This window comes from Mesorhizobium sp. M7A.F.Ca.CA.001.10.2.1 (assembly GCF_003998575.1).
Classification (GTDB): domain Bacteria; phylum Pseudomonadota; class Alphaproteobacteria; order Rhizobiales; family Rhizobiaceae; genus Mesorhizobium.
Map to the genome: position 1 here is coordinate 18,320 of NZ_RZQY01000004.1, position 13,175 is coordinate 31,494.

General features: G+C 60.4%; 11 protein-coding genes. 6 read left to right on the forward strand and 5 right to left on the reverse strand.

The annotated features are described in order from the left end of the window. Positions 1-20 precede the first annotated feature (20 nt). From EN964_RS00565 to EN964_RS00590, 6 genes are all read left to right on the forward strand, one after another. Positions 21-1,280 (forward strand): DNA repair exonuclease, encoded by a 1,260-nt coding sequence (locus EN964_RS00565; RefSeq protein WP_063169423.1) that lies wholly within the window; start codon positions 21-23, stop codon positions 1,278-1,280. Next, the gene (locus tag EN964_RS00570; protein ID WP_063169422.1) at positions 1,277-4,750 is read left to right on the forward strand and encodes an AAA family ATPase; all 3,474 of its coding nucleotides are present in this window, start codon (positions 1,277-1,279) and stop codon (positions 4,748-4,750) included. The genes EN964_RS00565 and EN964_RS00570 overlap by 4 nt, the downstream gene beginning before the upstream one ends. Positions 4,751-5,073: 323 nt before the next feature. Next, positions 5,074-6,240 (forward strand): ABC-three component system protein, encoded by a 1,167-nt coding sequence (locus EN964_RS00575; protein ID WP_063169421.1) that lies wholly within the window; start codon positions 5,074-5,076, stop codon positions 6,238-6,240. Next, complete coding sequence (locus tag EN964_RS00580; protein WP_063169420.1) at positions 6,237-6,749, forward strand: three component ABC system middle component; 513 nt, start codon at positions 6,237-6,239, stop codon at positions 6,747-6,749. Before EN964_RS00575 ends, EN964_RS00580 begins: the two co-directional genes overlap by 4 nt. Then, positions 6,750-8,723, forward strand: a complete 1,974-nt coding sequence (locus tag EN964_RS00585) for a DUF3732 domain-containing protein (protein WP_063169419.1) — start codon at positions 6,750-6,752, stop codon at positions 8,721-8,723. It abuts the gene before it with no gap. Positions 8,724-8,747: 24 nt separating this feature from the next. After that, complete coding sequence (locus tag EN964_RS00590) at positions 8,748-9,314, forward strand: hypothetical protein (protein WP_063169418.1); 567 nt, start codon at positions 8,748-8,750, stop codon at positions 9,312-9,314. A 905-nt stretch (positions 9,315-10,219) separates the two neighbouring features. On the opposite strand, the gene EN964_RS00595 is transcribed toward EN964_RS00590, so the two are convergent. The 5 genes from EN964_RS00595 to EN964_RS00615 form a co-directional block, all read right to left on the reverse strand. Continuing rightward, positions 10,220-11,035, reverse strand: a complete 816-nt coding sequence (locus EN964_RS00595) for a hydroxymethylpyrimidine/phosphomethylpyrimidine kinase (RefSeq protein ID WP_063169417.1) — start codon at positions 11,033-11,035, stop codon at positions 10,220-10,222. Further along, entirely contained in the window at positions 11,026-11,631 is a 606-nt protein-coding gene (locus EN964_RS00600; protein ID WP_063169416.1) for a thiamine phosphate synthase, read from the reverse strand. Before EN964_RS00600 ends, EN964_RS00595 begins: the two co-directional genes overlap by 10 nt. Continuing rightward, complete coding sequence (locus tag EN964_RS00605) at positions 11,628-12,401, reverse strand: thiazole synthase (protein WP_024504259.1); 774 nt, start codon at positions 12,399-12,401, stop codon at positions 11,628-11,630. The genes EN964_RS00600 and EN964_RS00605 overlap by 4 nt, the downstream gene beginning before the upstream one ends. A gap of 1 nt (position 12,402) precedes the next feature. Beyond that, on the reverse strand, positions 12,403-12,600 hold the full coding sequence (gene thiS, locus EN964_RS00610) for a sulfur carrier protein ThiS (protein WP_024504260.1): 198 nt from the start codon (positions 12,598-12,600) through the stop codon (positions 12,403-12,405). Then, a partial coding sequence (locus tag EN964_RS00615; RefSeq protein ID WP_127276109.1) for an FAD-dependent oxidoreductase occupies positions 12,569-13,175 on the reverse strand: 607 nt, incomplete at its 5' end. The genes thiS and EN964_RS00615, both read right to left, overlap by 32 nt.

The window sequence follows — 13,175 nt, forward strand, 5'->3', positions numbered from 1 at the left end:
CTTTTGCTGGCGGAGGCCGAATGGCATTTCGATTCGTACACACGGCCGATATTCATCTCGACTCGCCGCTTCGTTCGCTGGCGATGCGAAATCCCGATCTTGCCGGGCTGGTGGGCGACGCCAGCCGCCAGGCATTCGTTTCGATAGTGGATCTCTGCCTTGAGGAACGTGTGGCCGCGTTGGTCATTGCTGGCGACCTATACGATGGCGACCAGACTTCAATGAAGACAGCGCGGTTCTTGGGCGCGCAGATGACACGCCTGCACCAGGCCGGCATCATGGTTTTCAAGATCCGCGGTAATCATGACGCCCTGTCGCGGATTTCCAAACAGCTGGTATTTCCCGACACCGTTACCATCTTTGGTGGTCGTGCTCAGTCGGTATTGCAGACAGCCGGCGGTCTGGACGTCGTATTCCATGGTTTGAGCTTTGCGAACCCTAAGGCGCCGGACAGCCTGTTAACCAAATATCCGGCGGCTCGTGAAGGGGCCGTCAACATAGGCATCATGCATACCAGTCTGGCTGGATCGCCAGGTCACGACGTTTACGCGCCCTGCAGCATCGCTGACTTGCACGCCCACGGTTTCGACTATTGGGCCCTCGGCCACATCCATGCTCGCCAAGTCCATCCTGGCGCCAGTGCCGTGGTGATGCCGGGAATACCGCAGGGGAGGGATATCAACGAGGCCGGTGAGAAATCAGTCACCCTGGTGACGGTGCGCCACGACCGTTCGGTGGAGATCGAGGAACGGCTGACCAGCGTTGCGCAGTTCGAACGGGTGAGCGTCGACCTTACCGGAGCGGTGGAGTGGCCCGAGGCCGTCGCGCGTGTTCGCTTCGCACTCGAAGAGATGCGGGCAACCGTCCGATCGCGTCATGCTGTGGCTCGCATTGGCCTGACAGGAACGTCACCACTGATGTGGGCGCTGATCCGCGACAGGGACCTCCTTCTTGCCGAAGCCGAACAGGCTGCGGAACAGCTAGGCCATACGTGGGTGGAGAAGCTCGAGCTTGACCTCGCGCCGCCTCGGACGGAGACCGCCGAGGATATTGCTGATCCGATTTTCGAACTCGAGCAATCAATGCGTGCCGATGCCACCTCGGAGGCCTTCCGCGCTGAGGCGAGGGCGTTCGTCCAAAAGATGGTCGCCGACCTTCCGGCCGACGGGCGGGATTTTGCTGGGACGGACGAAGCCGGGCTGGAACAGTTCCTCGATCAGGTGCTTTCCAAGGGCGCGGACTTGGTGACTGCCCGCCTTAAGGCCGGTGGATCGTCATGAGGTTGCGGCGCCTTGACCTCATTCGTTATGGAAAGTTCACCGATCGTTCGATCGACTTCGGACCCAAACCGGAATCCGGACCTGATCTGCATATCGTGTTTGGCCTGAATGAGGCCGGCAAATCGACTGCGCTTTCGGCCTATCTAGACTTGCTGTTCGGCATCGAGGAACGGAGCCGCTACAACTTCCTGCACGAGTACAGTGCCATGCGCATCGGCGGGGTGCTGGAACTGGCCGGCTCCGAACACACGTTCACGCGTACGAAACAGCGCAGTAATTCGCTATTGAATGCGACGGGCCAACCGGTAAGCGAGGTGGCGATCACGGCGCATCTCGCCGGTCTGTCGCGCGACGCCTACACGACGATGTTCTCACTCGATGACGAGACGTTGGAAGCCGGCGGAAAATCTATCCTGGAGTCGCGGGGCGACCTCGGCAAGCTTCTGTTCACGGCCAGCGCCGGTCTTGGGAACGCAAGTGATACGTTGAACGCCCTCGAGGCCGAAGCAGACGCTCTGTATCGGAAGCAGGCGCATGGAACCGAACTGGCGCTGTTGAAGAAGCGCCTTGTTGACGTAAAGTCGCGCAGGGATGCGATCGACACCCTTGCATCAACCTACGAGGGCCTGGAGGCCGAACGTCTCGATGCAGCGCAGCAGTACGGCCGAACCATCAGCGATCGGGCGGTGCTGGTGGCCAGGCTGGATACCTTTGCTCGTTACGTGCGTGCTGCGCCGATGCTGGCGGATATCCGGCGCAAGATTGCCCGGCTGGATCAGCTGCCGGACATCGCCTCCCCAGCCCGGACATCGACGGGAAGTGTCACCGAACTGATCGATGACGATGCCAGCCTCAGAACGCGGCTGTCCGCAAACATCGACGAGACCGAGCGCCTGGCGGAAAAAGTCACTGCGGTCGACGAGGACGAACCGATCCTGTCGATTTCCGAACGCATTCGCGGGCTGGCGGAGAGCAAGGTGCGCCATACCGCGGCTGGCTTTGACTTGCCCACTCGCAGGATGGAGCTGCAAATCCTCAACAACAGCGTGGCGAGCTGCCTTGCCGCCTTGGGCCGATCTTCCGAGGCGGATCCTGGCGCGCTGCTTCTGCCTGCCGTCACCGTTGGCGTCGTTCGCGCCATGGTCGAGCAGAGGTCCGGGATTGCTACCGGGATGCGTGCCGCTCGCGACGAAGCCGCGGCGGCACTCGATGCGCTGCAGGTGGCAAGGCAGCGGGTCGGCGAGGAAAGGGCGGTGCCCGAACCTGCCAGGGCAAGGCTGGGCTCGGCTTTGTCGAAAGCGCGAGCAAGCGGACACCAGGCAGAGATTAGGACGGCTCGCGAGGCGGAAGATGCGGGAACAATCCGATGGAAGGCGGCGCTCGCGCGCTTGCGTCCATGGAACGGAGATGCCCTCGCTCTCGCCAACGTCGCGGTTCCGAGCGCCGGGCAGATTGCCGCCTGGAAGACGGTAGCGTCAGAACTGGCAAGGAACACCGCCGTACTTGCCGAACGCCTTGCTGAATACGAGGGCAACCATGCCATGCTCGCCGCACGATTGGATGCCCTTCGTGCCTCGGGCGACATTGTCGACGATGAAGCGGCTACCGCCATCCGCCGAGTTCGCGATGATGCGTGGGCAACGCACCGCGCAGCGCTGACCGGTGACACCGCTGACGACTTCGCCGTGGCATTGGCGCGCGATGACATTGCCAGCGCAGGCCGGCTGGCCGGCGCGGCGGATCTGGCTGAGATCCGGGCAACTACGCGCGAGCTGGCCGAGGCCGCGGCCAACCTGTCACGCAACGGCATCCAACGCACACAGCTCGGCAAGGATGTGGATACCCAATTGTTGGAAATCCGCGCGGCCGCCAGGGACCTGCTCGGAGACGCCGTGGAACCTTCGTCTGAGCGCCTGATCGAAAGGATCGAGGATCAGATCGAGGCGCGCAGCGATGCGCTCGCTGCCTGGGAGCAGATCGAACTTGCTCGCTTGAAGGCCGAGCGAGCCGCTGACGCCGGCGAGCAGATACGCTTGGAAATGAGAGCAGTGCTGGGAAGCGTCGGCATTGTATCAGAGTCCAACGACACCCTCGAAGCAATCATGGCCATCGCGGAGCCGTTTCTGGATCGGCAGCGCAAGGTGGACGCCGAGTATGCCGAGGCGCTCAGAATGGTGAGCTCCAAAGAAGAGGATCTAGCGGCACGACGGGTTGCAGTAGGTGTGGCGGAGCGTCGCGAGGAGGAATGGCTGGCCGGCATTACCGAAGCACTCAAGGGAACTTGGCTCGAAAGCGGGCTCTCCGCATCCGGCGTCGGCACTGTGCTCGATCAATTGGCCGAACTTTCAAGAAGCCTGCAGGAACGGGACGACCTGCAGCTGCGTATCGACAAGATGGAGGCCGACAGGGCCAATTTTCTGGTCGAGGTCATCGCCGTTGCGGTTGAAGCCGACGAGCCGACGAAGGATACCGACCCGGAGCAGTTGGCCATCCGCCTTGCCGAGCGCCTAGAGCGTGCCGAGCGGACACGTGAAACGAAGGCAAGCCTCGGCAACGACCTGAAGCGCCTCAAGGAGGCGCGCGACATCCTCGACACTGAGATTTTGGCACACGAACGCCGCAAGAACGAGGTGCTGGGCGTCTTTGGTGTCGCCACTCTGCCCGAGGTAGTCGAACGCGATGAGCTGTTGCGTGAGCGCGATGGCTTGCGCACCACCGTCGCCGAACTTGAGGAACGGATAGTGGCGGAGCTCGCGGTCGACGGATTCGAGCAGGCCCGCTCGATCCTGGACGCGATCGATTTCGACGGCCTCGCGGTCGAGAAGGCTGAGGGTGAGCAGCGGCTTCGCCTGTTCGATGAAACCATCCAGCAACAGCTGATCCGGCAGACGCGCGCGGCCGACAAGCTGGACGCCATCGGCGGTGATAGTGCGGTTGCACGCCTGGATGCTGAACGGCGCACAACCCTGCTGGAAATCGAGGAGAAGGCCGTTCGCTACATAGAGCTGAAGCTTGGCATCATGTCGGCTGGCAATGCTTTGCGGATCTACCGTGAGAGCCATCGCTCCGGCATGATGGCGCGCGCATCAGACGCGTTCAAGCTAATGACGCGTGGCCAGTATTCGGGGCTGACAACCCAGCCTGTAAGAGGTGGTGAGGTTCTCATTGCTGTGCAGGGTGACGGGCAATCCAAGGTCACCGAAGCGCTTTCAAAGGGTGCACGATTTCAGCTGTACCTTGCCCTAAGACTCGCCGGTTATTACGAGTTCGCGCAATTTCGGCCCTCGGTCCCATTCGTCGCCGACGACATCATGGAGACGTTCGACCATATTCGCTCGGAGGAGGTTTTCAGGCTGTTCGGAGCGATGGCAAACACAGGTCAGGTCATCTACCTGACGCACCATAAGCATCTATGTGAAATAGCTGAGGCTGTCGTACCGGGAACGAGGATCCATCAACTCGCACAGTAATTTTCTCCGGAATACGTGAACGAACCAGTGAAGGACGCCGAATTTGACGGCAAGTATGCGCCCAAAGTCAGACGTTCCGGCAAACTTCGCGTTCGTCCAAAAGCGGACATATCGCCCGAGCCATAGACGGCCCCGATGTGCCCATAATGGACGTCCTGCAAATTCATTGTCCTGCCGAATCTGGACTTCGAGAGCTGGCCCTAAACAGCAATTGTATCGCGCCTAGCCGTCCTATCGCCGGGGCGCCAATTGTAAACAACGGCGAACTATACCAATATCGTTACTGGCTTCTTCCGGTGCGACTCGGGAGAACGGGATGGGCAATGAACGCGAAGACGCAAACGGGAAAACACAGCGCCGCTGGCCAATACCTCGGCTATGCGCTTCAACCTGTACGCCTTTGCTTTCACCTGCTCAACGCGCCTAGCGGCGCCTTGGTCTCTCTTGAACATTTAGACGATGTGGCGGTTCACCTGGTCGGCGGCGAAGTCGTTCTTGAGCAAAGCAAGAGCGCACTGAAGCAAAATCCGATATCCGACTGGGCTGCGGACCTGTGGAAGTCTCTGGCCAACTGGCTCAGCTTCATGGCGGCGGGAGAGATCGACCCGGCGACCAGCCATTTCCGGCTATATGTCACACCGGTGAAGGCGGGTGCCTTCGCGATCGCGCTGAACGACGCGAAAACAGATGCCGACGTGGAGGCGCTGGTCGCTAACCTCGCCAAAGCCCACAGCAAGCTGAAAGCTGCACCGGCATGCGACGCCGACGTCCAAGCTTTCCTGAACGCTGATGCGGCTCATTGCGCCGCCTTGGTCAAGAATCTCGCCGTTATCAGCGTCGATGCAGATCCCGTCGATCCGATACGCGCGATCTTCAAGCCGACGGTCTCTCCGCTCATCATCGACCTAGTGTGCGAACGCGCGATCGGCGCTGCGAAGGAGGCGGCGGACAGGCTGATTAGAGCTGGCAAGCCCGCCATCTTGGACGTGGACGCGTTTCAGGCCGAGCAAAGAGCATTTGTTCAGAAGAACAACCTTCCAGGGCTGCTGTCGTCTTTCACCAAGCAACCGCCTGTCGAGGCCATCGAACAATTGATCGCCGACCGTCCCGCCTTCGTCCGCCAACTCGAGCTGATCGAGGTGGGAGACGAAGCGTGCGTCCGGGCTGTTAGCGATTACCTTAGGACGCTCGCCGACATCTCGATCTGGGGCGAAAGCGGGCTAATCTTTGAGAAGAACCTAAGTGACTGGGACGATGATCTTGTCGGTCGCTATGAGCACGTCAGTGCAGAGGTGCACGACATACAGGCCGGACACCCCGCAACGGTTCGTGGTAGAATAGTTTACAGGCGCTGCGCGCAGTTGCAGCCTCCACTCGATGGTCGAGTCGTCCCCGGTCATTTCGTCCACGGATCATTCAACGCCCTTGCCCACGGCCTGCGCCTCGGCTGGCATCCCGACTACCAGACTCTTTTGGAGCCAGCGACTTGATTGAGGCTGGCCGATCGCACCTACCGCTCAGCGACCTCGCCCTTGTCCAGAATCCAGGACTTGGGGCTTTCGCATTGTGGCAATTTGGCCAAGGTTTCCAGGCTGAGGACGAACGTCCAGCGCCGTTCGCCTTGGCGTTTCTCGTGCTGCCAATCGTCCTGCATCGCGCAACGCTCGAAATCGTGACTTCGACAAACCGACCCTCTGGACTGGCGCTCTTCGCGGCCAAGCTCGGGAAGGAACGGGAACAACTCCTCGCCGTCCACGAGCGAGCGCTGCTGCTGCGTACTCTGACATTGCAATCGGCCGCTGTCGGTGTGAGCGGGCGGCTGCTGTCCGTGGATTACAAGGATGCTACTTTAAGAGCAAACGTACCAGAACCGAAACCGAGGAGGCTCGTCCTTCCAGAGCGCGTCAAGCACCTCGGACCTGCCTCGGAGAAATTGGGTTTCTGGTTTTCGAACCTGGGGACCGCGCAGGTGGCCAACCTGTTACGGGTGGAGTTCTAGATGTATTTCCAGCTTCGAAAACTGATCCTTTGGCCCCGCAATGGTGCAGCGCCGCGGGTCGTCAAGTTCGAGCCCGGTGTCGTCAACGTCATCAGCGGCGCGTCGAAGACCGGGAAGTCCGCCGTTATCCCTATTGTTGATTACTGTCTGGGCTCGGAGAAATGCGCGATTCCGGTGGGCGTAATCCGCGAGAACTGCAGCTGGTTCGGCATTCTGATCGAGACGCTGGAGGGCGAAAAGCTCTTGGCGCGACGCGAACCGGGGGACCAACAGAGCACAGGCGACATGGTGCTGCTGGAGGGCGCACAGGTCGAAATTCCGGAGACGATCACCGACAAGACCACCAATGTCGACACGGTCAAGCGCGCGATGAACCGCCTGGCAGGACTGACTGACCTCGACTTCGAACCAGGTACAGAGAATGGATTCAAGCAAAGGCCAAGCTTCCGCGACCTCATGGCCTTCACGTTCCAACCTCAGAACGTGATCGCCAATCCCGACGTGATGTTTTTCAAGGCCGATACGACGGAACACCGGGAGAAGCTAAAGACCATCTTCCCGTACGTTCTGGGCGCGGTCACGGCAAAGATTCTCCAGGCGCGGTTTGAGATCGATCGGCTCCAGCGCAACCTCCGCCGGAAGGAGGCTGAGCTACGCGCGATCGTGTCGGCAACTGGCGCTTGGCGGGCGGAGGCGGAGGCGTGGCTGCGTCAGGCAGTCGAACTTGGCCTAGTCGATTCCTCCACTGAAGTGCCGAAGGACTGGAGTGACGTTGTTGACCTGCTTCGGCGCGTGTCGAACAGCAACTCAAGTCTTGCTCGACCAAGCCTGGCCGGCATCGATGTGGTGCTGACGCGTCTGGAAACCCTTCGTGCGTCGGAAACTGAAATCGCCGCGCGACTTACCGAGCATCGTCAGCGCCTGAACGAACTGCGCCGTCTGGTGGAGAGCAGCGAGGCGTACGGCGACGCCATGCGCATCCAACGTGACCGCTTGGACCTTTCCACGTGGCTGAGGGACTTGGCCGACGAGTTCGCCGATCCGTTGGTCGCACTCGGGGACGGCGGCCGCGAGAAGGTCTTGGCCCTTTGCGACAACCTCGGCGGTCTGGAGATCCGACTGCGGACCCACCCTGCGATGTCTAACACGCTTGACAAGGAAATCCTGCGCCAGCGCGGCGCCGCTGAAGCGGTCCTATCTGAGTTGAACGATGTCCGTAGCGAGATAGCGGTGCTGGAACGGGACTCTGACGTCGCCCGAGACGAGGCCAATCGCTTCGATAGGCTTGAGCGCTTCCTCGGTCGATTGGAGCAGGCGTTGCACGTCTACGACCGCGCCGACCAGTCGTCGGATTTGCGGCAGGAACTCACCTCGCTGCAGGCCGATATTGCAACGCTGCAAAAGACGATCTCCGAGGCCGACATCCAGCGCAAGCTATTCAACGCGTTGCACCAAGTCTCCCATCATGCCAATCGGCTGATTCCGCAGCTTGACGCGGAGTGGCCCGAGGCCCCGATTAGGCTGTTGATTGAAGACCTGACCGTCAAGGTGACTAGGGGAACGCGTGAGGACTACCTGTGGGAGATTGGCAGCGGCGCCAATTGGCTCGCGTATCACGTCGCACTAATGCTTGCGCTGCAGCACTACTTCCTGGCCGAACCTCATCACCCAGTCCCTGGTCAGCTGATCTTCGACCAACCTAGCCAAGTCTATTTTCCTAAGCGGGCGGCGGGCGACGAGGGCCCCGACCTCATCGCGTGGAGGGATCAGGACGTGGTCGCCGTCAGGAAGGTCTTTGCGCTCCTAGGCGCTGAGGTCATGGCCGCGAAAGGTCGCCTCCAGATCATCGTGCTGGATCATGCAGATGAGGACGTCTGGGGCAAGCTTCCCGGAGTCAAGTTGATTGAGGAATGGCGTGGACAGGCCCTCGTGCCTCAGGCTTGGATTGCCGCCGCATCTTCCAACGGTGGATAATAATCTGCTGCCAGAGGAGAAGGCATGGCGAACGTGGACGAGATCAACCGTCTGACGGCCCTTGGCTTGAACGTCATCACAGCCATGGATGTCGCGGAAGGAAAACTAGACGAAGCCTTCGAGGTCGCCCGCGCTCAGGAGAAACGCAAGGTCGACATCTGGTGCAAAGGAAGAAAGAACATTCCGGTTGCACTGACTGCGATATGGGACTGCGATCCTGCAAACTTCTATCTCGCGTTCGACGGCGATGATCCCAGCGACCACGCTTCGACGGATTTCATTCTTATCGACGCTGATGTCACTGACGTTGGCGGCAGGCTTACCTACGCCGCCAGCAGGGACAAGGGTCCTTGGCATCAACGTTACAAGAGCAAGAGCTGTGGGATCGCCTACCGATGGCTGCATGGCCGCGGTGTCACACCGCCTTTGCTCGGCGAGTACCAAGGCCAAGTTCACATCGTAGGAGGCATGCACCGCTTCCATCTTGCCAAGCACTATGGGACGACGCGCATGCCATTCCTCGTCCGGAGGGCCGAACTAGCCGCAGTAATGGCGTTGATCCCCTCGGCGACCGACACCGCCAACTCGTAATGGCGGGGACTGCAGAAAAGAAGCGAATGAGTTGCGAACTTACCGGGATCACTCCCCGAAAGCTGACCGACGGCTTCCGGCCCCGTTGCGGCCATTCTTACTCCCGCACTTTGGCTTTTCCAGCGCTAAACCGGCCTTGGGCGATGAATGGAAACGGTCAGATGTTCCCGGTCTGTGCTCGAAAAGTCGCATAAAAGGGCAGACTGGTGTGACGTCCGGAATTATTGGGCCTTTCACGGGTTTACCGGTCCCGAATTATCGGTTGCTGGCGGGCGGGCTATGCGATTGAAAACAGGAGAGTTTTCTGGCTAAGGGTGGGGTTTCAGACTGAGTTTACCAATGCCCTTAATGACGATTAATTCTGGATTGGCATCAGGTGATTGGGTTTGCGCAGAATATAGCCGCCCTTATTGGTAAACCCGCTCACGGTCGACAACGGATTGGTCAACCTAGGACGACAGGATTGGTAAACCGGAGCCGCCCTATCGACGAAGGTCTAGCTTGGCGCATTCACTGTCGCCGGTAGGCAGATATTCGGGCGACAATCGGGACCAGCGTGCGACGCCGCCAAGCGTGAGACACGTCGGCTACGCCGCAAATCGACACGGTTTGACCGGGCGCAATACCGCACCGATCTTCTAATCTCGGCTTAATTCCGGAGAGAGGCAGATAATTCCGGACGCCACACTGATTGGTAACCTAAGGCCACCCACCACGCGGATTGGTAGCCCACAGGAATAGGTTTGGTAACCCTTATCGAGTGAGGGCCGCTCGTACCTTTCGGCGGGTTCGTTTCAGTTCTAAGCCCGGCTTAATTCTGGACAACGACAGATAATTCTGGACGGCACAGTGGAACTCAACGCGTTGTAAGGATGGCATAGAGAAGCAGTAGCCCTCCAGTCTCGCTACTGGAAAAATTCTGGAAAATGGGTCTGCTTGGCTGGACGCAGAACGTTGTGATTATTCAGCCGGCATTTCTGAAGCTTCTCGAACACAAACAGCTTGCCTTCGCGCACGCTATCTTCGAGCGACTTCGCCTTCGCCAGATGCGCCGCAATCGCGCTGGCCAGCATGCAACCTGTTCCGCGCATCGATATAGCAAGGCGCGGCGTGTCGAAGTGGATGGGTTCATGATCGGAGCGTAACAGAATATCGGCCGATCGGGGACCCGACGCGTGCCCACCCTTGATCAGCAGGGCCTGAGGGCCGACGGCCTGCAGTCTTTGTCCTTGTTGGAGCGCACCGTCCTCATCCGAAGCCGGTTCGGAACCAGTAAGGAGCGCCAGTTCAGGAAGGTTGGGCGTGACAATGCAGCAAAGCGGCATCAAATCGCGCTTCATGGCAGCGATAGCGCCTGCTTCCAGAAGTGCGCGGCCTGAGGTGGAGGCCAGCACAGGGTCGAGTACTGCCGGCACTTGCGGAAATTTGCGCAGCACTGCGGCAACGGCAACAATGATCTTGGCAGTCGCCAGCATGCCGATCTTGATTGTGGCTACGTCGTTGGCCTGTAGCGCGGCACACATCTGATTGGCCACCATGCTGGGTGGCGAATGATGGATTTCGATCACGGCGTCGTGCGTTTGCACCGTTAGCGCTGTGACGGCGAGACAGGTGCGCACGCCAACGGCAGAGATCGTCTCGATGTCGCGTGCTATTCCAGCACCCCCGCTGGAATCTGATCCGCCAACGACAAGCACATGCGGTTCTCGTCTCATCGCCATCGGTCCGTCTTTTCGATCCATTCTCGCGTGCGCGCTTCGGGGTCGAAGCTCAACGTGATGTCCGTGACCACTGCGGCGCTGTTGGCGCCGGCCTCAAAGACGCCGTCGAGGCGGTCGGGGTTGAGGCCGCCGATGGCGACCAATGGGATCGGCGCCACCCGCCGCTTCCACTCGCTGATCCGCTCTAGCCCTTGCGGTGCCCACTTCATTTTCTTCAAAGTGGTGGGATAGATCGGACCGAGCGCGACATAGTCGGGCTCGGCAAACATGGCCGTTTCCAGCTCGACATGATCATGCGTGCTCAATCCGAGCCTGACGCCCGCTGCCCGTATCCTCGAGAGGTCGGCCGTTTGCAAATCCTCCTGGCCCAGATGCACGAAATCGCAGCCTTCCTCGATTGCCAGGCGCCAATAATCATTGATGATGAGCTGGCTTTTGTGTTGGACACACCAGGCCTTCGACTTGCGGATCTCCGCGCGCAGCCCGGTTTCATCCATGGTTTTGATGCGAAGCTGAATCAGCTTGACGCCGAGCGGCGCCAACCTTTCGATCCAGGCGGCGCTGTCGACGATCAGGTAGAAGGGATCGAGCTTCATGAAAAAACGGCCCTGCCGACCATCGGTGTCGATGGCACGGCGACGTCGCGCGGTTCGAGCATTCCCGAACTGAACGCCTCACGACCGGCGTCGACCGCCTTACCGAAAGCACGCGCCATGCCGACCGGATCTGCCGCCTTGGCGACCGCTGTGTTCAGGAGCACGGCGTCAAAGCCGAGTTCCATGACGGTGGCCGCGTGCGACGGCCGTCCGAGCCCCGCATCCACAATCAGCGGGACGCCAGGGAAATATCCGCGCATCGAGCGCAGCGCCGTCATGTTGACCGGTCCCAAGGCGGAACCGATCGGTGCGCACCACGGCATCAGGACCTTGCAGCCCGCTTCCAGCAGCCGCTCGGCGACAACGAGATCGTCGGTGGTATAGGGGAATACCGCAAAGCCGTCCTCGCACAGGATGCGGGCGGCTTCAACCAGACCGAACACATCCGGCTGTAGCGTGTCGTGATTGCCGATCACTTCGAGCTTGATCCAGTTGGTGCCGAAGACCTCGCGCGCCATTTTCGCGGTGGTGACGGCTTCCTTGACGGAGAGGCAGCCGGCGGTATTGGGCAGGGTTCTGGCGCCCAGCGAGCGGATCAACGACCAGAATTGTTCGCCGGCCCTACCGCCCGCCATCTCACGCCGCAACGAGACGGTCACCACCGACGTGCCCGATGCCTTGACTGCATCGGCAAGGATGGCCGGCGAAGGATACTGAGCCGTGCCGAGAAGCAGGCGCGACGAAAGCTCGGTTCCATAAAGCTCCAACATGCTAGCCGCCCTGCATGGGCGAGAGGATTTCGATCCGGTCGCCGTCGCTCAACTGGAACTCCGCGCGGTTGGCTTTGTGCACGAGGTCGCTGTTGACGGCGGTGGCGAGCCAATCGCCCTCATAGTCGAGCGCGGCAAGCAACTCGGCCAGCGTGGTGGCGGCAATCTCACGCGCCTCGCCGTTGACCATCAGTTTCATGAGCATGCTCCTTGGTTCTGTCTTGACTGAAAACCAGGTCGGCAGCCTGGCGCGCCATGGCGGGGGCGAGGAGAAAACCGTGACGATAAAGACCGTTGATCGCGATGATCTCACCGTCTGTTTCGACGCGTGGCAAATTGTCGGGAAATGCCGGACGGACACCCACACCGGTTTCAACGATCTCGGCCTCACCAAAGGCCGGATGGAGGGCATGGGCGGCGCCCAGCAGCTCCATCATGGAACGCGCCGTCACCGGTCCGGCGCTCTGGCTTTCAATCATCGTCGCTCCGATCATGAAACGGTGATCGGTGCGCGGCACGGCATAAAGCGGAAAGCGTGGATGAAGCAAACGGACCGGCCGCGACAGCGAGACATCAGGCGTGCGAAGGATCAGCATTTCGCCGCGAACACCGCGCAGCCTGTCATCGGCCGCTGCCATTCCCATGCAGTCTATCTGACGGGCGAATCCCGAAACAGGCCGGGCGTCGCAGCCGAAGTGGAATTTGACACCCATGGTCGCAAGCTTGTCATGAAGTGCCGCCATCGCCGGGCGTGGGTCGAGGTGAGCCTCGTCG